The 23,509-nt window shown below is 36.5% G+C and carries 27 protein-coding genes; 25 read left to right on the top strand and 2 right to left on the bottom strand.

Going from position 1 to position 23,509, the window contains the following annotated elements; all coding sequences use genetic code 11:
- Positions 1-3 precede the first annotated feature (3 nt).
- The 19 genes from fliQ (at position 4) to ACMCNP_RS00740 (ending at position 17,458) form a co-directional block, all read left to right on the top strand.
- Complete coding sequence (gene fliQ, locus ACMCNP_RS00830) at positions 4-282, top strand: flagellar biosynthesis protein FliQ (protein ID WP_419312517.1); 279 nt, start codon at positions 4-6, stop codon at positions 280-282.
- A 7-nt stretch (positions 283-289) separates the two neighbouring features.
- Positions 290-1,078 (top strand): flagellar biosynthetic protein FliR, encoded by a 789-nt coding sequence (gene fliR, locus ACMCNP_RS00825; RefSeq protein WP_419312515.1) that lies wholly within the window; start codon positions 290-292, stop codon positions 1,076-1,078.
- 15 nt (positions 1,079-1,093) lie between these two features.
- On the top strand, positions 1,094-2,179 hold the full coding sequence (gene flhB, locus ACMCNP_RS00820) for a flagellar biosynthesis protein FlhB (protein ID WP_419312512.1): 1,086 nt from the start codon (positions 1,094-1,096) through the stop codon (positions 2,177-2,179).
- On the top strand, positions 2,179-4,275 hold the full coding sequence (gene flhA / locus ACMCNP_RS00815) for a flagellar biosynthesis protein FlhA (RefSeq protein ID WP_419312509.1): 2,097 nt from the start codon (positions 2,179-2,181) through the stop codon (positions 4,273-4,275). Before flhB ends, flhA begins: the two co-directional genes overlap by 1 nt.
- Before the next feature lies 1 nt (position 4,276).
- The gene (locus tag ACMCNP_RS00810; RefSeq protein ID WP_419312506.1) at positions 4,277-5,467 is read left to right on the top strand and encodes a flagellar biosynthesis protein FlhF; all 1,191 of its coding nucleotides are present in this window, start codon (positions 4,277-4,279) and stop codon (positions 5,465-5,467) included.
- A gap of 14 nt (positions 5,468-5,481) precedes the next feature.
- Positions 5,482-6,330: a MinD/ParA family protein gene (locus ACMCNP_RS00805; protein WP_419312503.1), complete on the top strand. Its 849-nt coding sequence runs from the start codon at positions 5,482-5,484 to the stop codon at positions 6,328-6,330.
- Between the two features lie 11 nt (positions 6,331-6,341).
- Positions 6,342-7,061, top strand: coding sequence for a sigma-70 family RNA polymerase sigma factor (locus tag ACMCNP_RS00800; RefSeq protein ID WP_419312501.1), 720 nt, complete (start codon positions 6,342-6,344; stop codon positions 7,059-7,061).
- Positions 7,054-9,054 carry a HEAT repeat domain-containing protein gene (locus ACMCNP_RS00795; RefSeq protein WP_419312498.1) on the top strand — a complete coding sequence of 667 codons (2,001 nt, stop codon included), beginning with the start codon at positions 7,054-7,056 and terminating at the stop codon, positions 9,052-9,054. The genes ACMCNP_RS00800 and ACMCNP_RS00795 overlap by 8 nt, the downstream gene beginning before the upstream one ends.
- Before the next feature lie 6 nt (positions 9,055-9,060).
- A complete protein-coding gene (locus ACMCNP_RS00790; RefSeq protein ID WP_419312495.1) occupies positions 9,061-9,903 on the top strand; it encodes a CheR family methyltransferase in 843 nt (280 codons plus the stop codon).
- Position 9,904: 1 nt separating this feature from the next.
- Entirely contained in the window at positions 9,905-10,273 is a 369-nt protein-coding gene (locus ACMCNP_RS00785; RefSeq protein WP_419312493.1) for a response regulator, read from the top strand.
- Positions 10,274-10,357: 84 nt separating this feature from the next.
- Positions 10,358-10,741, top strand: coding sequence for a chemotaxis response regulator CheY (locus ACMCNP_RS00780; protein ID WP_419312491.1), 384 nt, complete (start codon positions 10,358-10,360; stop codon positions 10,739-10,741).
- 30 nt (positions 10,742-10,771) lie between these two features.
- The gene (locus ACMCNP_RS00775) at positions 10,772-12,805 is read left to right on the top strand and encodes a chemotaxis protein CheA (RefSeq protein WP_419312488.1); all 2,034 of its coding nucleotides are present in this window, start codon (positions 10,772-10,774) and stop codon (positions 12,803-12,805) included.
- Positions 12,806-12,890: 85 nt separating this feature from the next.
- On the top strand, positions 12,891-13,955 hold the full coding sequence (locus ACMCNP_RS00770) for a protein-glutamate methylesterase/protein-glutamine glutaminase (protein ID WP_419312485.1): 1,065 nt from the start codon (positions 12,891-12,893) through the stop codon (positions 13,953-13,955).
- 52 nt (positions 13,956-14,007) lie between these two features.
- A complete protein-coding gene (locus ACMCNP_RS00765) occupies positions 14,008-14,523 on the top strand; it encodes a chemotaxis protein CheW (protein ID WP_419312483.1) in 516 nt (171 codons plus the stop codon).
- Positions 14,524-14,526: 3 nt separating this feature from the next.
- Positions 14,527-15,336: a ParA family protein gene (locus tag ACMCNP_RS00760; RefSeq protein WP_419312480.1), complete on the top strand. Its 810-nt coding sequence runs from the start codon at positions 14,527-14,529 to the stop codon at positions 15,334-15,336.
- Positions 15,333-16,046 (top strand): chemotaxis protein CheW, encoded by a 714-nt coding sequence (locus ACMCNP_RS00755; RefSeq protein WP_419312477.1) that lies wholly within the window; start codon positions 15,333-15,335, stop codon positions 16,044-16,046. The genes ACMCNP_RS00760 and ACMCNP_RS00755 overlap by 4 nt, the downstream gene beginning before the upstream one ends.
- Complete coding sequence (locus tag ACMCNP_RS00750) at positions 16,043-16,309, top strand: hypothetical protein (protein ID WP_419312474.1); 267 nt, start codon at positions 16,043-16,045, stop codon at positions 16,307-16,309. Before ACMCNP_RS00755 ends, ACMCNP_RS00750 begins: the two co-directional genes overlap by 4 nt.
- Positions 16,306-17,175, top strand: a complete 870-nt coding sequence (locus tag ACMCNP_RS00745) for a hypothetical protein (RefSeq protein ID WP_419312471.1) — start codon at positions 16,306-16,308, stop codon at positions 17,173-17,175. The genes ACMCNP_RS00750 and ACMCNP_RS00745 overlap by 4 nt, the downstream gene beginning before the upstream one ends.
- Positions 17,162-17,458: an EscU/YscU/HrcU family type III secretion system export apparatus switch protein gene (locus ACMCNP_RS00740; protein ID WP_419312469.1), complete on the top strand. Its 297-nt coding sequence runs from the start codon at positions 17,162-17,164 to the stop codon at positions 17,456-17,458. Before ACMCNP_RS00745 ends, ACMCNP_RS00740 begins: the two co-directional genes overlap by 14 nt.
- A gap of 1 nt (position 17,459) precedes the next feature.
- On the opposite strand, the gene ACMCNP_RS00735 is transcribed toward ACMCNP_RS00740, so the two are convergent.
- Both ACMCNP_RS00735 and ACMCNP_RS00730 read right to left on the bottom strand, forming a co-directional pair.
- Positions 17,460-18,179 carry a flagellar brake protein gene (locus ACMCNP_RS00735; RefSeq protein WP_419312466.1) on the bottom strand — a complete coding sequence of 240 codons (720 nt, stop codon included), beginning with the start codon at positions 18,177-18,179 and terminating at the stop codon, positions 17,460-17,462.
- Positions 18,180-18,280: 101 nt separating this feature from the next.
- Positions 18,281-18,595: a hypothetical protein gene (locus tag ACMCNP_RS00730; protein ID WP_419312463.1), complete on the bottom strand. Its 315-nt coding sequence runs from the start codon at positions 18,593-18,595 to the stop codon at positions 18,281-18,283.
- A gap of 303 nt (positions 18,596-18,898) precedes the next feature.
- Between ACMCNP_RS00730 and flgF the strand changes: the two genes are divergently transcribed.
- The 6 genes from flgF to ACMCNP_RS00700 all read left to right on the top strand — a co-directional run bounded on the left by flgF (position 18,899) and on the right by ACMCNP_RS00700 (position 23,508).
- Entirely contained in the window at positions 18,899-19,675 is a 777-nt protein-coding gene (gene flgF, locus ACMCNP_RS00725; RefSeq protein ID WP_419312460.1) for a flagellar basal-body rod protein FlgF, read from the top strand.
- Positions 19,676-19,759: 84 nt separating this feature from the next.
- The gene (gene flgG / locus ACMCNP_RS00720) at positions 19,760-20,545 is read left to right on the top strand and encodes a flagellar basal-body rod protein FlgG (protein ID WP_419312457.1); all 786 of its coding nucleotides are present in this window, start codon (positions 19,760-19,762) and stop codon (positions 20,543-20,545) included.
- Positions 20,546-20,589: 44 nt separating this feature from the next.
- Entirely contained in the window at positions 20,590-21,318 is a 729-nt protein-coding gene (flgA, locus tag ACMCNP_RS00715) for a flagellar basal body P-ring formation chaperone FlgA (protein WP_419312454.1), read from the top strand.
- A gap of 6 nt (positions 21,319-21,324) precedes the next feature.
- The gene (locus ACMCNP_RS00710) at positions 21,325-22,023 is read left to right on the top strand and encodes a flagellar basal body L-ring protein FlgH (protein ID WP_419312452.1); all 699 of its coding nucleotides are present in this window, start codon (positions 21,325-21,327) and stop codon (positions 22,021-22,023) included.
- A gap of 88 nt (positions 22,024-22,111) precedes the next feature.
- Positions 22,112-23,110: a flagellar basal body P-ring protein FlgI gene (locus tag ACMCNP_RS00705; RefSeq protein ID WP_419312450.1), complete on the top strand. Its 999-nt coding sequence runs from the start codon at positions 22,112-22,114 to the stop codon at positions 23,108-23,110.
- Positions 23,111-23,217: 107 nt separating this feature from the next.
- On the top strand, positions 23,218-23,508 hold the full coding sequence (locus ACMCNP_RS00700; RefSeq protein ID WP_419312447.1) for a flagellar biosynthesis anti-sigma factor FlgM: 291 nt from the start codon (positions 23,218-23,220) through the stop codon (positions 23,506-23,508).
- The last annotated feature ends 1 nt before the right edge of the window (position 23,509 follow it).

The raw sequence follows: 23,509 nt of genomic DNA, 5'->3' as shown, positions 1-23,509 counted from the left end.
AATATGTCTATATCATTCATTAATTTTATCATACAAAAGGTAATAATGACCGTTCTCTATTTGAGTGCCCCTCCGCTCATAGCGAGCCTTGCTATAGGAATATTAATAAGTATGTTTCAAGCGGTAACGCAGCTCCAGGATCAGACGCTTACGTTTGTTCCCAAGATTATAGTAGTAATCGTAGTTTTGTTGGTCTTTGGTCCGTGGATGCTAAGTATATTGGCCGATTTTACTATAGTACTTTTTACACACTTCCCGCAATATATAAGAGGAGGTAGCTGATTCCGATATGATGATAGTTATCCATGAGTATCTGTTAATAGAATTTATACTGATTTTTTTTAGAGTAATCTCAATGATTGTGATTATGCCTTTTATCGGGAGTTCCGCCGTCCCCGCATGGGGGAAAATAGGCCTGGCATTTTTTATGTCACTTATAATATATCCTTTAGTAATCAAAACGCAGGTGATTCCTCATGTGGCTTTGTCTATGTTGGCCCTATATATTATTTCGCAGATTTTAATAGGGTTTATTTTCGGTTTTTTAGTCCTGATTATATTTACGGGGGTAGAGATTGCGGGGCAACTTATCAGTATTCAGATAGGTTTTGGAATGATAAATCTTTTAAATCCACTCGTGTCTAATCAGCGTGTTTCTCTTATATCTAATATGCAGAATTTTTTAGCTTTAATGATTTTAATAGAAACATCCGCTTTTTTCTTTATTATTGAGGGATTATATAGAAGTTTTCAGACTATTCCGTTGACGTTTGTAAGTTTTTCACCCTTTATTTTCCAGTATTTAGTGCAAAAAGGAGGGGAGATGTTTTTAATAGGCTTCGATTTAAGTATTCCGATAATTATAGTTACCGTTTTATTGAATGTGATTATTGCGCTTATGGGGAGACTTGCCCCTCAATTCAATATTTTTGCGGTAGGTTTTCCTATCACTATAGCGGTTGGATTATTAATACTTTATATCTCTACGCCTTATTTTACGAATTATGTAATAAATTCTTTTTCAAATTTAAAAATAGAATTTATTCATTTAATAAATTCTTTATCGTTAATAAGTTAATATTATTGCAATATTATGGCGGAAGATCGATTTGACAGGACGGAGTCTGCGACTCCTAAAAGAAAACAGGAAGCAAGAGATAAAGGGCAGGTAATGAAATCGAGAGAGGTAAGCACCACTTTCGTATTCATAGTTATGCTGATATACCTATATTTCAATGTTTCCCATATGGGTAAGATTATATCGGCAGAGTTAATTTATTTTTTATCGAATTTTTCTAGTCCTAATTTAAATTACGTCGAATGCGTTAAAATTGTTGACGGGCTTATTTATGCTGTTATTTACGCCATTCTTCCGTTTATAATTATAGTTTTTTTTGCTTCTATAGTTTCTAATTTAGCTCAAGTAGGCTTATTGCTTACTTTTGAGCCGTTAATTCCTGATTTTACCAGAATAAACCCTATTTCCGGCGCCAAAAGATTTTTTTCATTTCAATCTCTCAATGAACTTTTCAAATCCGTGTTTAAATTTTTTGTTTTAAGTACTGTAGTCTATTTTACGCTTGCGCCTTATTTAAAAAAAATACTTGTTTTACAATATATGAGTCCGTCATATGATGCAATGTTTATGTTTAAACTTCTTTATAAGCTTTTCTTTAATATAATATTGGTTATGGTTATTCTTTCGATCGCCGATTTCTTTTTTCAGAGGTATCAGTACAATAAAGATCTGAAGATGACCAGACAGGAGGTGAAGGATGAAGCCAAACAATTCGAAGGCGATCCTAAAACAAAGAGTAGAATCAGAAAAATGCAAAAAGAAATAGCCAGAAGAAAAATTTTAAAAAATGTGAAAACCGCTCACGTAGTTATTACTAATCCAACGCACTTTGCCGTAGCGCTTAGATATGACGGTAAAAAACATAACGCCCCGGTTCTTCTTGTAAAAGGGGCAGATAATTTGGCTTTTCTTATAAAAAAGATTGCCGTAGAAAACGATATCCCCATGATAGAAAATAAGTATGTGGCGAGAATGCTTTATAAAACGTGCGAGCCGGGGCAAGCTATTCCTGAAAGTTTATATAAAGCCGTGGCTGAAATACTTGCCCATTTGTATACGGTTAATAAAAAATTTAAAGAAATATGGGGTTTTGTTAAATAATGATTGAACAGGTTAAGAGAAGCACATTTTCCGGTAACGTAATTCTTAAAAATTCCGACGTAATACTTGCGCTCCTTTTTATGGTGATTATCGGGCTTATGATCATTCCGATAACCACATGGATGTTAGATATATTTTTAACTTTTTCTATTTCTTTTAGTATAATAATTTTACTAATCTCTGTTTATATATTAAGACCGTTAGATTTTTCTATATTTCCTACTATTCTTTTAGTAGCTACCATATTCAGGCTTTCGCTTGAAGTAGCAGCTACGAGGCTTATACTGTTATACGGATATACGGGACCGGACGCCGCCGGGGTAGTCATAAAATCATTTGGAAAATTTGCCGTAGGAGGAGATTATGCCGTAGGAATAGTTATTTTCATAATTTTTATAGTGATTAACTTTTTAGTTATAACGAAGGGCGCTACCAGGGTTGCAGAGGTATCGGCAAGATTTACGCTTGATGCTTTACCTGGGAAGCAAATGTCCATCGATGCAGAGCTAAATTCAGGTTTTATAACCGAAGAGGAGGCGAGAGAAAAAAGGTCGGATTTAACAAGAGAAATCGACTTTTACGGTTCTATGGACGGAGCCAGCAAATTTGTAAGGGGAGATGTTATAGCCGCTATAATAATTATAATAGTAAATATTATAGGGGGTCTTTTGATAGGAATATTTCAGCATCATATGACTATTATTCGTGCTGCATCGGATTATACACTGCTTACCGTGGGAGAAGGCCTCGTTTCTCAAATTCCGGCCTTAATAGTTTCGATGTCAAGCGGTATTATAATGACGAGGGCCACCCGTGCGAGTGACCTTTCAAAAGACTTTTCATATCAATTTCTATCAAATCCGAGGGTATTGTATACTGCAAGTGGCATTATTTTCTTTTTCGGTATTATTCCGGGGCTTCCTCATTGGCCGTTTATTCTATTTGCCGTTATCATAGGGTTTATATCTTATTTTGTCTCTAAAACGGCGGCCGAGAGAAAGATTGAATCCGGCAAAAAGGCTCTTGCCGATAAAAAGGAGATTCCCGAATCTCAAATTATCGAAAATGCAATGCAGATAGACATTCTTGAATTGGAGGTCGGATACAATCTTATACCTTACGTAGATGCATCTAAAAATGGAGAACTTTTGGAGAGGATAAAGGGAATAAGAAAGCAACTGGCGACGGATATGGGAATTATCGTGTCGCCTATACATATAAAAGACAATCTCAATTTAAAGCCGAACGAATATATCTTTTTAATTAAAGGAGTGGAAGTCGTGCGTTATGAAGTAATGTCCGGTAAGCTTCTCGCCATGAATCCGGGAAACGTTGCTGAAAATATCCCGGGTATAGTTACAAAAGAGCCCGCTTTCAACTTACCCGCTTTGTGGATAGACGAAGACTTAAAACAAAAGGCTCAGGCAGCAGGGTGGACGATAGTGGAGATACCGGCGGTCATAGCGACGCACATAGTCGAAATAATCAGGAACAATGCGTCCGAGCTACTTACGAGGCAGGATGTTCAACGACTTCTTGATATATTGTCGGCCAAATATCCAGGGATCGTGGACGATCTTATTCCGAGTGTTATCTCTATCAGCATAGCTCAGAATGTCTTGGGAAATCTGCTTTCCGAAGGGGTTCCCATTAAAGATATGCTTACGATAGTAGAGGCTCTTCATAATTACGGTCCAAATACTAAAGACCCGGTTATTTTAACCGAGTTAACGAGGAGCGCACTGAAAAGAACTATAACCAAAACGGTAATAGGGCAGGATAACGTCGTGAGACTTCTTACACTCGGAAAGAATTTAGAGTCGGTTATGCTTAGTGAATACGCTAAGACTAAAGAGGCTGGACCGGAGTATTCAGGACTTGACCAATCCTATTACGATAAAATCATCTTAGCGGTTAAGGATGGGGTAAAAAAATCCTTTGATGCCGGTTTATCACCTGTAATATTGACGTCCCCGAGGATAAGACTCTACTTAAAAAACATTTTGAACGAAATAGCTCCCGGTATAACGGTTATTTCTACCGGAGAACTGTCCCGAAACGTAACTATTAAGCCGATAGGGGTCATAGAGATATAATATGCAGATTAAAAGATATGAAGTGCTAGACATCCATGATGCCATAGAACTTATAAAAAAAGACCTCGGTGAGGATGCCGTCATAATTTCGACGAGGCAGGTAAGCGGTCCCAATGATCTGGGGTTTTTTGGGAAACCTTTCGTAGAGGTGGTCGCCGCAGTGGATTATGGGGATAATGATATGGTTCCGCCCAAAGAGAATCTGCGGGTTAATCAGGATCTGCTAACTCCGCTATACGACGACATAAAGTTTTTAAAGGATAACTTCGACAGTATCGTGGAAGAAAAGGTTATATATACCGTGGATTCTAAATTTAAAGATATAAAAGCATTAATGAATGAGATTAAGTTTGATTTAAATGTCTTAATGGATGAAAAAACGAAAACAGTGACAAAAGATAATAAATTACTTATTTATTTAGATAATCTTTCATTTGAGAGAAAGATATCGGTCAAATTAATAGAAATATTCTTTAAAAACATAAAACTAACTAATTTTAAGCAAGAGGAAAAAATAGGATATTTTAAAAAATTTTTAAAAAAAATAATCGAAAAAAAGGTAGAGGGAAAAAAACTGAGGAATACGTTTAACGACAAAATTATTATTGCCGTCGTGGGGAACGGAGGAACCGGAAAAACGACAACGGTGGCTAAACTTATAAATAAATTCATATTCGAAAAAAATATGCATGTTTCCGTCTGTTCAATAGATGTTTCAAGAATAGGGGGATGCGAGACTCTAAAAAAATATGCCGGCAGGCTTAAGATAGATTTTGCTTCGATCAAAGACGAAGCCGGATTAAACGCTTTCATTTCTAACTCCCGGTCGGACGTCATAATAATCGATACCTTTGCCGTTAATCATAACAATCTGTTTCAACTAAACAATCTTGCAAAATTTTTCTATAAATTTAAAGGAAAAATAAACGTTGAACTTTTATTACCTGCGAACCTCAAACAACAGGAAGCGGTTAGGGCTTACGAATCATTTAGGAACAAAGCCTTTGTTACCGGCATCATTATCGCTAAAACGGATGAGTCCAAAAACATCGGTAATCTTGCAGGCCTATTTTTACTTCCGGATTCAGTTGTTGATTTTATCACGACAGGGGAAAACGTTCCCGAAGATATTGAGGAAGCGAATTCCGAAAATATTTATAACTTATTTTTTCCAAAATCTGTACAATTTTAAGGGGCAATTAAAAAATGAAAAGACAAAAAAAACAGAATACTTATACAAAAATAATTTCTGTAACAAGTGGCAAAGGTGGTGTAGGCAAGACCAATATAGTCTGCAATCTCGCATACTGTTTTGCTTCCATGGGCAAAAGAGTTATGATAATGGATGCGGATCTAAGTTTGGGCAATGTTTCCGTTGTAATGGGGCTTTTTCCTAAATATAATATATCACAGGTAATATACGGCGATAAACAGCTCAAGGATGTAATAATGACCGACCCTAACGGCATAATGGTTCTTCCCGCTTCTTCGGGTGTATCTGAATTATCTAACCTTTCCGAATCCCAAAAAATCACGTTAATGTCAAGGTTTGACGAATTTGCCGGTGTTCTTGACGGTTCGGGGCAATCGGTAGATATTCTTTTGATAGACACCGGCGCAGGTATATCTTCTAATGTTTTGTATTTTAATATCGCCGCAAGTGAAATATTTGTCGTAGTTACTCCGGAACCCACGTCTATTACCGATGCATATGCGCTTATAAAGGTTTTAAGCATGAGATACAGTGAAAAATATTTTTATATCATAATAAATAACGTCAGGAGCGAGAGAGAAGCAAAGGAAGTCTATAAACATTTAAGTCTTGTCTCGGATAAATTTCTTAAAGTAACGTTAAATTATCTAGGGCATATTTTGAGCGACGATAATATTTCTCGTTCGGTTATAATGCAAAAACCGGCGTTAAGTATTTTTCCGGATTCGAAGGCATCGGAATGTATCAAAAAAATAGCTTACGGCATATTGTCCAGAAAAGACAGTAAGATATCCAACGGCAATGTCCAATTTTTTCTAAACAAATTACTGATGTCGTTTTAGGGTTTTTTGCTATGAATAATATGGAAAAAATAAATCAGAGATCTAAAAAATTAATAGAAGAGAATTACAATCTCATTAATAAAGTCGCTAATTTTATGATGATAAAATTTAACGGTATGGTCAACAGAGACGACCTTATAGATATGGGGATAGGGGGTCTGATAGACGCGGCGGTAAAGTTCGATCCGTCCAAAAACGAAAACTTTAAGTTTTACGCCATAACAAGAATAAAAGGTTCGATATTGGATGGTGTAAGAAAGTTAGATTATATGCCGAGAAATGTTCGCGAACTATCCGGCAGAATAGAGAAGGCTTATTCAAAATTAGAGCAGAAATTAGGGAGAATGCCCGCAGATGACGAAGTAGCGATAGAATTAGACGCGACTATCTCCGAATTTAACGATATGCTTTATAAGATAAGAGGGGCATCGTTTTTATCGGATAAGGATTTTATGTTTTTAGATAAGACACGCCTTGAATCTTTAGATTCGTTAGAAAGCAAAGACCCTTCCGTAATAGACAATCTTTTGATCGACGAGAAAAAAAATATTCTACAAAAATGCATAGATATATTGGGAGAGATTGAAAGAAATGTCTTAATGATGTATTATCATGATGAACTGACATTAAAAGAAATAGGAGATATATTAAGTTTAACGGAATCCAGAATCTGTCAGATTCATTCTAAAGCTATTATAAAATTAAGGTTAAAACTGAAATCTTATGAATAAAATGGTAATGGATTTAGAAGCAACCATAGAGGAAATAAAGAATATTGCCGAAACCGGGACGGCTGACGACAAAAAAAGGCTTGTTGATTTGTTAAATTCAGACAGCCCCAGCATAGTCGAGTTTGCCCAGAACGCTATCGTCGGTACGAAAGCAAACTCAGGGAAAAAGGGATTGATTAAAAAACTCATGGATGTTTCTGTTTCTGTTTCATTTAGTATAAAATTAAGGTCAAATTCCTTCGATACGTTAAAACGGATATCAACGCAAAACGGTAATTTTTTGCTTGATTATGTAGGTAAAAACAGCGGAAAATATGACAGAATAGCTGCCGAGCTTATAAGACACGGCAATTTTAAGCCGCGAAAACTACCCGAAAAAACCTTAATCGTACTTGCGGGTAGCAGCGATGAAATTACCAGAGCCAACGCGATAGAATCTATAGGAATATTAAAACTTAATCCGGGGAAACTTCTTGTCGGAGCGCTTAACGACAATTTTTTCGTTTTATCCGCAGCTGTTTTTTCTATAGGAGAATTAAAATTAAAGAGTATGTTTCCTAAATTAAAAGAGATGTTTTTGGCGACTCAAGACAGGGTTGTTAGAAATATAATAATCGAATCGTTGTCTAAAATGGGCGGGGATGAAGTAGCAGATTTTTTTTTATATCTTTCGAATAATAATGTTAGATTTAAATTGGATAAAATTTATATACTCAAAAGTTTTTATAAAATATGCTTTATAGGGGATTGCGATAAAAATACATCCGTAGCCAAAAAGAAATTGTGCTATAGGTTATCCGAAATTAATTTAAAAATAAGTATATTTTCTTTGTTGGATTATGAAGAAAGAGATACTATAGATTCCATTTTGTGTTATTTTTCCTTATTTAATCATAAAAAATCAAGAAAAATATTTAAGTTTATGTTTGATTATTATCAAAAAACAGATATGGACGAACTTGAATACGTTTATGTGAAAAATATATTAAAAAAGATTACCAGGCCTAAGTATATAATGGAACATATAAAATCATTAAGTCAATCGTCGGATTTGGATAAGATAGATATACTTATTGATGTTTTATCTGAGATTATGCCCGGTGACATAATAAATCTTTTAGATTTCTATAAAGATAGAAAGTTTTTTATTGAAATAAAACTTCCCCTTTTAAAATATGCTAAACGCTTGTCATCCACTCATTACGAGCTTTTATTGTCCAATATCGTTGCTAACGATTACATGAAAGACGTCGACGGAGACGTCAGAAGGTCTTCCGTTGCCTTATTGGGGCACATTACTAAAGATGCTTCTTATATAGAAAAATTTTTTACCAATCTTCTTATGGAAAAATATTCCGACGTAATAGATGCTTACATAGAAACTTTATCCAATTTTTTGAATGTCGGGCGGAATAAAAAATATATTTATTTTTTCATAGATAACCTTTCTTTGAAAAATATCAAAGCGACTGAATATTCGCTGACTATTCTCGGCAATAAGAAGCGTGGTCTAAACGACAAAGAAATTTTAGATTTATATGCAAAATTTTTACCACTTAAACATTGTAAGTCTGTGCCGTTAAAAAGGCTTTTGGCAAAAGTGCTTAAAAAATTCGATTTAATTAACCATAAAGGCGAGATGTCTTTTTTGCTCGAAGACGACGACGAGGAGGTCAGGTTAAATTATTTAGAATCGCTTCTTGAATCGGGAGAAAAGGATTCACATGTGTTTTTTGATTTTCTCAGTTCAGTTAGGTCTTCCGATATATTCAGATACAAAATAATTGAGTTAATTCAAAAATTGGGCAACGAGGATAGTTTTAAGAAACTTGTTTCTATTTTGTGTAAAGAAAAAAACAAAATGGTCAAAATTGCATTATTGCGGGCATTGAGAGGTATAGATAAAGAAAAGTCCGATCCTATTATTAAGGAATATAGTTTATCTATAGATAAAGACCTGAGAGATTTTTCATTAGAACTCATAAAAAATTAGAAATTAATGGATTATATAAATGTGGACTTATCCAATGATACCTTTAATAAATTAAAGGTTTTTATCTATGAAATATCCGGCATATATTTTAGTGAACAGAAAAAGTATCTATTAGAGACAAGGCTTTCTAAAAGACTTTCTGTATTAAATCTGCTTAATTTCGAGGATTATTATAACTATTTAAAATATTCGTCAGAGAAAGAAATAGAGATGAAAGAGCTGTTAAACAGCGTTACGACAAACGAAACCAGTTTTTTCAGGGATATGCCTCAGCTTAAAATATTTGTAGATATTTTGAAACAGATTATATCGGCAAACAGTTTTAGCGCTTATAAAAAAATAAGAATATGGAGTGCGGGGTGTTCTACCGGCGAAGAGCTTTATACTATCGCCATTTTAATAAAAGAAAATATCTTTTTATCCAATGTTGAATTTGAAATAGTCGGAACGGACATCAGTGAAAAAGTCTTATCGTCGGCAAAAAACGGTATTTATAACGGTTACACTCTACGCAATGCCTCCGAGGCTGTTTTACGTAAATATTTTAACAAAATCGACGACGATACTTACAATGTAAAAGATGAAATTAAAAACATTACGGTTTTTCGAAATATAAACCTTATGGATGTAAAAGAAATAAAATTGCTTAATCTCTTTGACGTCGTTTTATGCAGAAACGTTATAATATATTTTGATGCAGAATCGAAAAAAAAAGCCGTCGTGAATATATATACAGGCTTAAAAACCGGTGGTTACCTGTTCTTAGGGCATTCGGAATCGCTTCATTCCGTATCGGCCTTGTTTAAGTTAGTCGGCATAGGTAAAACGCCGTTATATAGGAAGGAATGATATGAAAAATTACACGGTGTTAATAGTGGAAGATTCCTTAGTTGTTATAAAATTTATGGCCATTGCTTTTAGAAGTGCGGGGTTTAAAATAAAAACCGCTTCCGACGGATATGAAGCATTAGAAAAAGTCATAAAGGGAGATATAAACCTTATAGTGACCGATCTGAATATGCCGGAGATGGACGGCATAACATTATTAAAAAATCTTAAAGAAAACGAAGATACTAAAAAAATACCGGTAATACTCGTGTCTTCGAATATACCCGACAAAAAAGAATTGTCTGAAAGTTATGCATTTTTGCAGAAGCCTTTTAAATGGAATGCGATAATAGAAATAGCCAAAAAGGCGGTTAAAAATATTTACGAGTGATTAAGACGTATAATAATCATAATAGTAATTGATAAAAATATAAATTTTTATTATAATTTTAAATATTTTAAAGGGATACTACATATGGCGATAGATCTTTCTATGAAAATTCTCATAGTAGACGATTTTTCCACTATGAGAAGAATTATTAAAAATATTTTGAAGCAGATAGGTTTTTCAAGTATAGATGAAGCTGAAAACGGCGAAATAGCCCTGTCGAAAATTATCGACGGAGATTACGATTTTGTTATTTCGGACTGGAATATGCCGGAAATGAGCGGCATAGAGCTGTTAAAAAAGGTCAGAATGAGCGAAACCGTAAAAGACTTGCCATTTTTAATGGTTACGGCTGAATCAAAAAAAGAAAATGTTATAGAAGCCGTTAAAGCGGGGGTTAATAATTACATAGTAAAGCCATTCACCGCCGAAGTTCTTCAGGAGAAAATATCTAAGATATTCCCGGATTAGTTTAAACTAACGTTTTACTATCGGAGCAGAATGATGGACGATTCGATGCAGGAGATTGTTGACGATTTTATTCAGGAAGCGCTTGAACTCCTTGAAAGTCTTAACGAAAACTTCATAGAATTAGAGAAGCAACCGGATAATAAAGATATACTGAATACGATATTCAGGGCGGCGCATACCATAAAGGGTTCCGCCGGTTTCCTTGGTTTTCAGAATATAATAGAACTTGCACACAGCGCCGAAAATATTCTTAATAAGTTAAGGCAGGGAGAGATGGTTCTTACCGCCGAAATGACGGATTATCTGCTGAAAGCTATGGATACGTTGAAAGCCATGATAATTACTATTTCCGAAACCGGTACGGAAGGTAATCCCCCCATAGATAATACCGAACTTATTAAAAAGCTTAACGAAATGTCCGAAGGATTGAACATCGAGACTCCTTCTCCTAAAGAAGAATCGTCCTTATCCGAGGGCGAAGGTGTGAAAATAGATCCTGCCTGTTCCGAAGGACAACATGCCCGGTTAGCCGATGATTCGGGTTCCGGTAAAAAAAAGACTAAAAATTTAGGCGATATTCTTTTAGAAGATAACCTGATTTCCAAAGAAGAACTTGAGCAGATTTATAGGGAGAAGGAGGAGGAGGAACGCGGGATAAAAGGGCCGGAAGAAAAACCGAAAGCGGAATCCGTAGATGTAGAGCCGCCTCCCGTAGCTGATGCGTCATTTTTATCGGTAAAATCCGATAGTCCTTCAGCAGAGGCTACTGCGGAGGAATGTCGGAATAAACCGTCGCCCGTATCGAAGCCCCTTCCCGTTATTCCGCAAAAACCCGTTCCGGTTCATATGTCCGAAATAAAAGAAACTACAGTCAGGGTGGGCATCGAAAGACTCGATAACGTAATGAACCTGGTGGGAGAATTAGTTCTTGCAAGAAACAGATTGTTCAATATTTCATCAAAATTAGAATCTAAATATGCAGACGATGACCTCTCTTCGGTATTGGCACAGGTGGTAGCTAACCTAAATTTAGTGACTACGGATCTTCAGCTTGCGGTTATGAAAACAAGGATGCAGCCGGTCAAAAAGGTATTCAGTAAATTTCCCAGAATGGTTAGAGATCTTTCCCGCGAATTAGGCAAGGATATAGACCTGCAAATATTCGGCGAAGAAACGGAACTCGATAAATCAGTAATAGAAGAAATAGGAGACCCCCTCGTTCATCTAATAAGAAATAGTGTGGACCATGGTATAGAAGATAAAGAGGGTAGAATCAAAAACGGAAAGCCGGAAAGGGGAACTATAAAATTAGTTGCCGAACATGAAGGGAACTACATTATTATATCGGTTACGGACGACGGCGGTGGTATTGATGCTAACATTATTAAACAAAAAGCTGTAGAAAAGGGAGTAATAGATGAAAAAACAGCAATAAATCTCTCGGATAAAGATGCGTTAAACCTTATTTTTACACCGGGATTCAGCACTAAAGACAAGGCCACCGAAATTTCAGGAAGAGGCGTGGGGATGGACGTCGTAAAGACCAATATACAGAAACTTAACGGAATTATCGAAATAGATTCTAAACCGGGACGGGGTTCCGATATTATATTAAAACTTCCTCTGACCGTAGCTATAATTCAAACCCTAATTGTCGGAGTAGAGGGTCAAGTTTTTGCCATTCCGCTTAATTCTATAGTCGAAACGCTTAGAATAAAAGAATCGACTATTCAGACGATAGATAAACATGAAGTTATAAACCTTAGAGAATCTGTTTTGTCTCTACTCAGGCTCGGAAATGAATTCGAGATTTACGAAAATACCGATAAAGATTTTTCAAGTTATACGGATAAGGAAATATACATCGTGGTTGTCGCTCTTGCAGAAAAAAAGGTTGGTATAGCGGTAGATAACCTTTATGGCCAGGAGGAGGTTGTTATTAAGTCTTTAGGCGACTATGAATTAGGATATAAGGGGATTTCCGGCGCGACTATAACGGGCGACGGTAAAGTGGTTTTAATAATAGACGTGGCATCAATGATAGATGCGGTTAAAATTAGATAATGCAGATTATGATAAACCGGACTGTTGTGAATAATAAAATTATGTTAATATTATCAGGGATTAACAAAAGGGGGTTTGAAATCTTATGGCAGGGCATATCAGGATTTTAATAGTCGATGATTCGCCGTTTATGAGGAGGGCCATAAATTCTCTTCTTGAGGGAGAAAAAGATATTACGGTAGTGGGGTTTGCAAAGGACGGACAGGATGCAATTCGCCAAGTTCAAGACCTGAAACCGGACATAGTAACGATGGATATCGAAATGCCCGTCATGGACGGGCTGAAGGCTCTTAAAATTATTATGGAAAAATTTCCCTTACCCGTGATAATGTTAAGTTCGCTTACCGAGGATGGAGCCGAAGGGACATTAGACGCTCTCGATATAGGAGCTGTTGATTATATCCCTAAAAATCTTTCCAATGTATCGCTTAATATCTTAAAAATAAAAGACGACTTGCTTTCAAAGATAAGGGCCATTACGGTAAAAAAGTATGTTTTCAGGCAGTACGGGGACATCACTGCCGTAGAATACGCGGAGCAGACGTCGCTTGAAGAAAATACCGACGGTAAAAATAAAATAGATATCGTTGCAATAGGTTCTTCAACCGGAGGACCGAGAGCCCTTCAGGATGTCATACCTAAAATTCCGGAAAATTTTCCGGTTCCCATAATTATGGTCCAACATATGCCTAAGGCATTCACAGGGTCTTTTGCCGAGAGATTATCTTCAATGTCCCATATTAATGTTATAGAGGCATCCGGAGACGAAATAATTAAGCCGGGGACAGCATATCTATCGCCTGGAGATAAACATCTCAGCATAGAGAAAGCGGGCAGAGAAGGTATTAAAATAACGCTTTCTAATGAGCCTGCCGACCTGACAAACAGACCGTCGGTCAGCTTCATGATGGAATCGGTGGCAAAGGAATATCCAGGGAAGGCTCTTGGAATTATATTGACCGGAATGGGCTCGGACGGACTTTTGGGCATGAAAAAGATTAAAGAAGGGGGAGGAAAAACGATAGCTCAAGATGAAGCTACCTGTGTTGTTTACGGTATGCCCAAGGTGGTTACGGATGCAGGTTTAGCGGATGTCGTTCTTCCCGTGTACAGAATAGGCAATGAAATAATAAAGGAAATTATGGGTTAGTTTTTATATATAATATGTACGGTCTTATTTATCTCATTCTTGGAGGAAATTTATGGATATCGCTATTAAAAAAACCGGGGATCAAAAAAACAGTGTGGTAAGTTCCGAAATCGACGAAATAGTTCAACTTGTCACCTTTAAATTAGGCAACGAAGAGTTCGCTTTAGATATTTTGAAGGTTCAGGAAATAAATAGAATCGTCGAAATAACCAAGGTTCCTAAGGCGCCGGATTTTGTAGAAGGTGTTATTAATCTGAGAGGCAGGGTTATTCCTATAGTGGATATAAGAAAGAAATTTCACCTTAGTATCAAAGAGGCAACAAAGGATGCCAGGGTTATAGTGGTAAATATAATGAATAAAACCATAGGTCTTATTGTCGACAGTGTCTCTGAGGTCTTAAGAATTAATTCATCAACTATTCAGCCTCCGCCGCCTTTAATTGCCGGTTTAGATTCTGATTATATTAAAGGCGTAGGCAAATTGGACGAAAGACTTATAATACTTTTAGATATCGACAAGATATTTACGACAGGAGAACACAGGCTTATAGAAAGTATAATGAAGTGATTTATGAAAGCCCCGTATATTTTTGCGACCGCAAACCAAAAAGGAGGCGTAGGCAAAACAACTACAGTAATTACCCTCGGCAGTTCCCTTTCTGTTTTTGGGTTTAGGGTTCTCTTAGTAGACTTAGATCCTCAGGCAAGTCTTACTAACCATCTCGCCGTAGAGCCCGAAAAATTGGAATGTTACGTAGGCGATCTAATGATATCCGATTCTTTTAATCCTGCCGATGCCATTATAAATAAATATAGGCTTAAAAACGGGGGGTGTATAGACCTACTCCCTTCAAATATTAACTTAGCCAGAATAGAAGCGGAACTATCGATTTCTAAGGGTGGGGGGTTAAAACTAAGAGAAAAATTAAAGTTTTTTAAAAATAGTTACGATTATATAATAATAGATTCGTCTCCTGCATTGAGCGTACTTCTTATTAGTGCCGTTGCAGCGAGCGATGAAATTATTATTCCGGTTATGGCGGATTTTTTATCGGCAAGGGGTGTTGATTTATTGCTCTCTACTATAACTAAAATAGAAAAAGCGTTAGATACTAAATGTACATATAGGCTTTTAATCACCATGTTCGATAGAAGGACTAATTCGTCGCTTAAGTCGGCGGATTACTTTAAAAATAAGTATAGAAATAATCATTTTAGCGGTTTAATTAATATAGACACGAAGTTTAGGGATGCGAGTTTGATAAAAAAACCGCTTACTTATATAGATATTCATTCTAGAGGGGCTTTGGACTATATCGGCGTAGCCCGTGAAATAATTAACGGTTTGGATGGCGGAGATAATGAGGGGGATAAAAAATGAACGAAACCTTTAAATTATATGATTTAAATAATTTAAAAACGGTAGGTTCCGATATAGTAACTCCATGGATAGACGGTCTTTTATCTGAAAATATCGAAGAATTTCCGGAAGCGGAAAAGCCGACACGTGTGCTCGTTTATCCCGTAGAAAATTTATTAACTCCGGCAACCTCGGTGGTCTGTGCCGTTTCCAAACCCGGTTTTTCTATAGAGCCTCGGCAGGATACAGTTCGGATAATTAGCTCTATTTCTGCGGTTACGACTAAAATAGACGGTGAGAAAGAGATCGGCTACTTTACTTTTGCCTCCGGAGATTCTCTTTACGCTTTACCGGCGTTAAGCATCAACGAGATAATAAAATATAAAAAACCGGTTAGTATTTTTTCTAAAAAACAGGGGCATCTCGGAGTAATTTTATATCGCAATAGAATGGTGCCTATTTACGATTTCTCTATGATAGTCTCTATGCATATCAATGATAGAGTTGCGCTTAGTTATACTATAATATGTATTTATAAGAATAAATTTTTCGGTTTATCCGTAGACCGCATAAAAGACATAATGAAAATTAAGAATAAGCATCTTATTTCTTCGTCAACTTTTAAATTCAAAACATCTAATAGCATGCTTTTAGATGTTTTTCAAGATGAAGAGAAAAAAATTTATTCAATAATAGATTTAGAAAGTGTTTTTAACCATTTAACGTCATGATGGATTTAGTTGAAATTCAACAAATTATTTCAAATTTATCGTCTATTGAAAAGATAGCATCGTCTTCTCATGCTTTAGCGGTAAATTCCGGCAATATAGCTCGTGAAAAAATGGAAAATACCAATGAAATGCAGAAAAACATTGTAGTAGAATTAAGCGAAGTATTAGAGCCGGTTAATGACGAAAAAGAAAAACCGAAAAAGGAAAAAGAAGAAAAACCGAAAAAGGAAAAAAATCCCTCTCATGTGGATTTAATCTTATGAACCGCGGCATTAATCCGTTACTTCCCTTTCCCTCCGACAATATAGCGGCAATATTCAAAGATAAAATGACCGCTTCTCTTTTAGATATCGTAAATTCGGGCGATATGATAGAAGCAAACCTGATAGGGACGGAAAACTCTTTAAGCGGAACGTTCAGTCTAAACGGCAAATTATTTAAGGCGGATATCCCGGATGACCTTCGTAACGAATTTGCACTGAGAAAAACTTTCGACGACGGTTTCAGCATGCCGGTTAGGCTTCGTCTTATAAGTGTTGAAGATAACGGCAAAATAATTTTCAAGATATTAAATGATTTAAACAACAAGGACATGCAAAAAGCACTTGATTTATATAATGAAATTTATTCAAATTATGTAGAAACGAATTTTAAATCCCTTTTTACCTCAGATTTAAACATAAGTGATCAAAATTTAACCGTTTCCGTAAATGGCAATTTTTTATTTATTCACGTTAATTTCAATTACGGCGCCGGTGTAGGTTCGGTTATTTTAACGTCGGCTGATTCTAATTCTTCTCATATTTTTAAAGACGGACAGGGTAAAAAACCGTTTTTAAATGCGGGGAAAAGAGCATATATGTTCATGCTTGAAGTAGATTTATGTCCATTAGGCAACGTCAAATTATTTTCATATTTTTTTAACAAATCTTTGAGCATAAATTTTCAAAATTGCTCTAATGCCGCTAAAAAATTAATAGGCAGGAATTTAAATTTATTTAAGGAAATTATGTCGTTAGAAGGGATAAGCCTTAAAGACGTATCCTTCAAAAATAATGGCGATAATTTCAACGGCGATACCCGCTATAATGTGTTTTCTGACGGTAAGATAATAAATGAAAGAGTTTAAAACAGACAAAAATATTAAGGCGTCCGCTCTGAAATATGACGGAGAAAAGAATAGCGCTCCCGTATTAATCGCAAAAGGCAGGGGTAGGGTTGCCGAAAAAATAATAGAAATAGCAAAAAAAGAAAATATACCGGTAATGGAGAATAAGATGTTGGCAGACGTGCTTGATAGATTAGATATTTACGACGAAATTCCGCCGGAACTTTACAAGGCCGTCTCTAAAATTTTTGCATTTCTTTGGAAAGTAAACGAGAAAGCCGCCGGAGATTCACGAAATTTTTGACTTAAACGGAACCCTTCATGAAAGCAACTATCTCCCTCTGTCTTTTAAATATATATCTAAACATGATGTCTTGAGCCTTCGGTTTTAAATTAATAGCTTGAGCGCCGATTTTATATTTCAGGTTATTTAATTTTATTGTCGATCTTATTTCCGCCCGTATCATAATGTCCGGTAGCTCGTCGGGAAACTTAATTTTCACCTCTTCTAAAATAGTGTGCTTTTCTAATGGGAATTTAAGCAGAAAAGAAAATCCTTCACCGGAAAGATCAAACATCTTCGTGTCATAATATCTATCGTCTGATAAAAAAGACAATCTAACCGGTCTGTTTACGGATGGTTCTATTCTGAAAAATTTTCTTTTTTCTAACGATAATATTTCAATTGGCTTATAAATATAGAAAACGAAGTATTCTTTATATTTTTTATAGTCGTACAATTTTGAGATAAAATAATGTTCATTATTGTTAAATTTAAAAACGGCCTTAAGGTAAGATGATTCCGCGAGTTTTATATTGCCGACCTTAGGAATTATAGAATCAATAATTATATAATCGTTGTTTACTTCAATGATATTAGTGAAATATTCTTCGCTAAAAGGAATCGGGATTATGACGATAGGTTTTTTTTGATTGGCGAAATTTTTCAGTATAGCATGAATTTCATGCTTTCTCGAATATATTTTAATATCGGGATTTTCTTTTAATTTTTTTATTTCGAACATAATTTCCTTAAGGTCTTTTCATATCGCATGTCCGAAAACAAATCCGACGCCAAAACGATAAACGTATACGCGGGAATGTCCAAAGAATTGTATAATCCAAATTAAAATAAGACTATCCGGTCGTGTTTTTTTAGTTTGTTGATCATTTTTGCATTCTCGAATTGCGAGGCATAATTAAATTCTTCCGCCCGAGACGTTACCCCGTTTACGTTACAGGAATATTCGCAAACCGAGACGTTACCGATATTGTTTTTTTTAATGATTGAGATAAACTTATCGTTTTTCGTGAGGAATACTCCTCTATCCATTATAAAAATCTTAATATCGCAATTTTTTTTTGCCGCCGCATTAATCAAACCGACAATGTAGTTTATATGTTTATCTTTTGTAATAATGAACGCCAGCGTTTTATCCACGGCACCCTCGTATATTTATGTACCTTCTTATAATAAGATAATGCTTTATATTATAAGAGAAAAGACGGTCGAGTGTCAAATATCAAGATAGCTTTTTACTTAGACATATTTTCCTTACAATTAAAACAATATGGGAAAATTTTTCCCATAGCGCACATCATAGGGGGAGAGGCACATAATTTCTTTCCTTTAGATGCGGTAATTTTATAGGTAAACGCAATTTAAAAAATTAACCATGTGCTTTTGGTACGTTAATTGCATTAATTATCATATTACTTACTATATATAATAAAGGGTGATCAAATGGACGGTGGTTCTTATATAGCTTTAAGCGGAATCTTATCGGAAGAAAAAAAAATGTCTATGGCTACAAATAACCTGTCCAATGTAAATACTATCGGCTATAAGAGCAGTAATGTGCTTTTCGGAGAGTTTTTATCCCAAAAAGCCGTTTCTATTTTAAATTCTGGAAGTAAAAAACCGTTTGTAGATAAAGCATATCCCATAACCCTCGGCAGTTATGTAAATACTTCCCAGGGTGCGGTAAAAAAAACCGGCAATAGGCTTGATTTGGCGATCAGCGGAAGCGGATATTTTGCAATTCAGACCCCGGATGGAATTAAATATACGAGAAATGGCGTCTTCTCGCTGAATGAAGCCGGTGAACTCGTCAACCAGAACGGTTTCCCCGTTCTCGATACCGATGAAAAACCGATATTTTTAAATAAGGAAGGGGCAGACGTTACGGTTACGCGTGCAGGTATAATAAATCTAAAGAATTCTACGATGAGTGGAGGGATATACCAAGGGAAGATATTGATGGTTAACTTTAAAGATTCGGAATATTTGTCTAAATATGGAGATACGATGTTTTCGGCAACTAAGGATTCCGGTGTCCCGGTCAAAAATCAAGATCCGGATATACTCCAGGGTTACGTTGAAGAGTCAAATGTTAACGAGATTAAGAGCATGGTGGGAATGATAAACATTTCTAGGGTTTACAACGACATGATAGAGATTATAAAATCGTATGGCAGTGTTAACAATGCGGCCATAAACATTGTAGGTGCTGCGGTTTAGAGAAGCTTAACGGGGGCGGTATTACGTTTAATACCGGACAACTAATTTAACGATAACGGCGTTTCTCATGGGGGGACATTATAAATGAGGGCATTATGGACTGCTTCCACCGGCATGGAGGCCCAGCAAATAGAAATAGATAATATTGCCAATAATCTTGCGAATACTAATACCACGGGATATAAGGAGTCTAGAGTTAATTTCGAAAGCCTTTTTTATCAGACGGTTAAATCTCCCGGGGCTTATTCGTCCGAATATACGCAGGTTCCTACCGGCATTCAAATCGGTCTCGGAACTAAGGTATCTTCTATAGAAAAGGAATTTACGCAGGGAGACCTCCAAAAAACATCTAATCCGTTAGATATAGCAATATCGGGTCAGGGATTCTTTCAGGTACATATGTCTAACGGCGAGACCGCTTATACCAGAGACGGTACTTTTCAGACAAACTCGCAGGGTCAGTTAGTAGATGCGAACGGTTACCCGCTTGTTCCGCCTATTACCGTTCCTCCTAACGCATCCTCTATAACAATCTCTCAAAACGGTACGGTATCGGCGGCCGTTTCGGGTCAGACCGATCCTGTTCAAATAGGAACCGTAACACTCGCTAATTTCATCAATCCCGCCGGGCTTAACAGTATAGGCAGTAATCTCTATCTGCAAACATCCGCTTCCGGAATTCCACAAATAGGGACGCCTAATGCAAACGGGATAGGGGCTATTCAACAGGGTTTTTTAGAAATGTCGAACGTAAATTTAGTAGGTCAGATGGTATCCATGATAACGGCTCAAAATGCATACACGATAGATTCCAAGGCCATTACCGTTGCCAATCAGATGCTGCAGGTCATGGACGGTTTAATACCGTAAGGTTATATTAAATAATAATATGATTATATAAATTCCGATTATTTATGCCGAGAAAAATAATTTTAGCCTTTTTACTTTTATATGCCGGTTTATTGTTACTTCATGGAGTAACCACATCTTTTGCAGGGGACATTAGCGGCACTAATCATACGCAACTAAAAAAATTTGTGATTAATTCATATTTAAAAGAGATAGAGCCAAAATTTAGAAGGTATTTTAGTTTTAACGGCTTCGCTTTTACCATACCCGTTAAGAATATAGGGGCGTATTTCATGAAATCGAAGATAGATAACCCAGAATTTTCCGGTTATCATACGGTGATAGTGAAATTATTAGATAGAGAAAGCGATTCAGTCAAGGGAATAGCTTATGTTTCTTTTAAAACGAAAATTTACGCCCCCGTTGCGGTCGCTTCTCAAACAATAGGAAAATTTCAAATCATAAAACGGGACGACGTCAAAATTTCTTATGTAAGCATTCCGAGCTTATCGGGAGGTTATTACCTGAGCAAAAAATATGTGATAGGTAGAGAGGCAAGATTCGTTATTCCGCAAAATTCTACGCTGTCCAAAGAAGACACGGAAGAAAAAACGGTAATAGTTTTTGGAGACGAGGTAGATATAGTATATAAAAGCTATGGGTTGGTTTTAGAGACAAAGGGAGTGGCTCTTCAGTCGGGTGCTTTGAATTCTATAATACGAGTAAAAAATATATATTCCGGAGCAGTTTTAAGTTGTGTAGTAAAATCTGATAAAATTGTTACGGTAAGGTAAAAATTTATGAAAATAAGAAAATCGGTAAAAAAATATCTGTTTGTTTTTTCGTTTTTGTCGGCACTGATACCTGTTATATTGAGCGGTTGCGGCGGTGTCACTCCGCCAAAATCTATGATTCCTCCTACATACGTAAAACCGACGGCAAAAAACGGTGGAATTGCAAGCAAGCCCGTTTTAGGCTCCTTGTGGAGCAGCTCAAACGGGGCAGACCTCTATGCCGATAACGTAGCGTTAAGGATCAACGATACCGTTACCGTAATAATAAACAATAGGACCAGGGTAAGCGACTCATCCGGAATTGTGCTTTCACATACTTCATCTGGTAAGGGCAGTATTGCTTTTGGTAGTCTTTCGACATCAAAACCTACCGGCTATGACGGTTCTAATGCGGAAAAATTTAATGGCGGCGGCGGGGTTTCCGAATCAGGTAATATTTCGACGATGATGCAGGCTCAGGTTGTCAGGGTATTTCCCAATGGTAACATAGAATTAAAGGGTGAAAGAGAGGTCTCGGTAAACGGAGAAACGAGGTATTTATTGATTAAAGGGGTTGTCAGACCCACTAATATATCTCAGGCAAATACCGTTTTATCTAGTCAAATTTCCGATTTAAGGGTTTGGATAAACGGCAAGGGTTATATAAATACCCAGCAGAGCCCAAACTGGCTTTATAAAGCGATGGAATTTATATGGCCATTTTAACGTGTATAATTACTTACTAAAAATAGCAATGAAGAAAAAAATATTTTTTATACCCTTATTATTTTTAATTAGCCTATTCATCTTGAATATGAACCCTAATTTTTCTTTTGCGGCTAAAATAGGCAATATTACTTCCATTTACGGGGCAATGAGTAATCCTATGGTTGGTTACGGTCTTGTAGTAGGACTTGACGGTACCGGAGACCGGTGGGGAGTTAACGTTACTCGGCAAAGTATAGTTACGATGTTGTCTAAGTTGGGAGTAAATACCGATCAGGCTTCTCTCTATGAAATAAGGGATACCGCTGCCGTTATGGTGACTGCAGAACTTCCTCCTTTCGCCGTACCTGGCGAACGAATAAGCGTTACAGTCAGTTCTATCGGAAATGCCGAAAGTTTGCAGGGTGGTGTTTTGCTTATGACTCCGTTAAAGGGATCAAACGGCAAGGTTTACACATTGGCTCAGGGAAGCGTATCTACCGGAGGAAACGTTACTGCTCAAAACGTTATGCCGCTTCCGGGCTATATTCCAGTATCTCAGAATTTCCAGACTTCAGGCATCGTAGATAATGGCGGAATAGTCGAAAAGGGAATTTCTATAAAACTGAACTCGTTTAATACTGTTCGTTTAATATTAAAAAATCCAAATTTTACAAATGCTTCTATGGTGGCATCGGCTATAAACGTAAAATTCGGCAAGGGAACAGCAAAGCCTTTAAACTCTACGGAAGTATCGATTGATGTTCCGGCTTCATATAAGGGAAACGTAGCGGAGTTCATTTCTGCAGTAAACGTCATAAACGTAAAAACGCATTTAAGGGCAATTATAGTTATCAATGAGCGTTCCGGAACCGTAGTAATGGGTGGCAATATTGAAATAGACCCGGTGGCGATATCCAACAGAAACATCACTCTTAAAATCGGCAAGAAAAGGGTCCCCAACGCGTTTTTTCTAAAGAGAGGGTTAACCGTGCAGCAGCTTATAAAGGCATTGAATGCCGTTGGTGCTTCGACTTCCAGCATCATTTCGATACTTGAATCCATTAAAGCGGCGGGAGCTCTTTCGGCGCAAATCAAAATAATTTGATAATATTGAGGGGAAATTAAAGATATCGTTGAAAAATGACGATTGTTATATGTGGAGAAAGTTGAAACCGGTAAAAACAATTAAGTAATAAAAGAAGGTCTTAGCATATGACAATTAGTATTTATAATATTCCTCCGATTATCGACGAAATTTCGAAAAACGTCGGCAACAAAAAAAAGGAGATGAGCTTAAAAATAAGTCAAACCGGAAGTGATGAGGTTAATATATCCGGCGGGGCCGATTTTATAAGCAATTTAAAAAACTCTATAGATAGGGCACAGTCGGTTCCTACGGAAAAACTCAATGCCGTAAGGCAGTCGGTAATGTTTGGAAGTTATGCCGATGGTTCTAAAATAGCCGGGGGATTGCTTAAAAATTTAAATATAACAAACGAGTAAT

This window comes from Candidatus Acidulodesulfobacterium sp. H_13 (genome assembly GCF_048541835.1).
Lineage (GTDB): Bacteria > SZUA-79 > SZUA-79 > Acidulodesulfobacterales > Acidulodesulfobacteraceae > QIJE01.
Note: the sequence above shows the minus strand (reverse complement) of the source record. Positions and strands in the feature narration are given on the sequence as shown.

Coding starts and splice junctions, on each gene's coding strand:
- flhA (WP_419312509.1), top strand. CDS start 2,179: ATGATTGAACAGGTTAAGAGAAGCACATTTTCCGGTAACGTAATTCTT.
- ACMCNP_RS00755 (WP_419312477.1), top strand. CDS start 15,333: ATGAACGAAACCTTTAAATTATATGATTTAAATAATTTAAAAACGGTA.
- ACMCNP_RS00740 (WP_419312469.1), top strand. CDS start 17,162: ATGAAAGAGTTTAAAACAGACAAAAATATTAAGGCGTCCGCTCTGAAA.
- ACMCNP_RS00780 (WP_419312491.1), top strand. CDS start 10,358: ATGGCGATAGATCTTTCTATGAAAATTCTCATAGTAGACGATTTTTCC.
- ACMCNP_RS00760 (WP_419312480.1), top strand. CDS start 14,527: ATGAAAGCCCCGTATATTTTTGCGACCGCAAACCAAAAAGGAGGCGTA.
- ACMCNP_RS00735 (WP_419312466.1), bottom strand. CDS start 18,179: ATGTTCGAAATAAAAAAATTAAAAGAAAATCCCGATATTAAAATATAT.
- ACMCNP_RS00770 (WP_419312485.1), top strand. CDS start 12,891: ATGGCAGGGCATATCAGGATTTTAATAGTCGATGATTCGCCGTTTATG.
- ACMCNP_RS00800 (WP_419312501.1), top strand. CDS start 6,342: ATGAATAATATGGAAAAAATAAATCAGAGATCTAAAAAATTAATAGAA.
- fliQ (WP_419312517.1), top strand. CDS start 4: ATGTCTATATCATTCATTAATTTTATCATACAAAAGGTAATAATGACC.
- ACMCNP_RS00750 (WP_419312474.1), top strand. CDS start 16,043: ATGATGGATTTAGTTGAAATTCAACAAATTATTTCAAATTTATCGTCT.
- ACMCNP_RS00700 (WP_419312447.1), top strand. CDS start 23,218: ATGACAATTAGTATTTATAATATTCCTCCGATTATCGACGAAATTTCG.
- ACMCNP_RS00785 (WP_419312493.1), top strand. CDS start 9,905: ATGAAAAATTACACGGTGTTAATAGTGGAAGATTCCTTAGTTGTTATA.
- flgG (WP_419312457.1), top strand. CDS start 19,760: ATGAGGGCATTATGGACTGCTTCCACCGGCATGGAGGCCCAGCAAATA.
- ACMCNP_RS00810 (WP_419312506.1), top strand. CDS start 4,277: ATGCAGATTAAAAGATATGAAGTGCTAGACATCCATGATGCCATAGAA.
- flgF (WP_419312460.1), top strand. CDS start 18,899: ATGGACGGTGGTTCTTATATAGCTTTAAGCGGAATCTTATCGGAAGAA.
- ACMCNP_RS00745 (WP_419312471.1), top strand. CDS start 16,306: ATGAACCGCGGCATTAATCCGTTACTTCCCTTTCCCTCCGACAATATA.
- flgA (WP_419312454.1), top strand. CDS start 20,590: ATGCCGAGAAAAATAATTTTAGCCTTTTTACTTTTATATGCCGGTTTA.
- ACMCNP_RS00775 (WP_419312488.1), top strand. CDS start 10,772: ATGATGGACGATTCGATGCAGGAGATTGTTGACGATTTTATTCAGGAA.
- ACMCNP_RS00710 (WP_419312452.1), top strand. CDS start 21,325: ATGAAAATAAGAAAATCGGTAAAAAAATATCTGTTTGTTTTTTCGTTT.
- fliR (WP_419312515.1), top strand. CDS start 290: ATGATGATAGTTATCCATGAGTATCTGTTAATAGAATTTATACTGATT.
- ACMCNP_RS00805 (WP_419312503.1), top strand. CDS start 5,482: ATGAAAAGACAAAAAAAACAGAATACTTATACAAAAATAATTTCTGTA.
- ACMCNP_RS00765 (WP_419312483.1), top strand. CDS start 14,008: ATGGATATCGCTATTAAAAAAACCGGGGATCAAAAAAACAGTGTGGTA.
- ACMCNP_RS00795 (WP_419312498.1), top strand. CDS start 7,054: ATGAATAAAATGGTAATGGATTTAGAAGCAACCATAGAGGAAATAAAG.
- ACMCNP_RS00790 (WP_419312495.1), top strand. CDS start 9,061: ATGGATTATATAAATGTGGACTTATCCAATGATACCTTTAATAAATTA.
- flhB (WP_419312512.1), top strand. CDS start 1,094: ATGGCGGAAGATCGATTTGACAGGACGGAGTCTGCGACTCCTAAAAGA.
- ACMCNP_RS00705 (WP_419312450.1), top strand. CDS start 22,112: ATGAACCCTAATTTTTCTTTTGCGGCTAAAATAGGCAATATTACTTCC.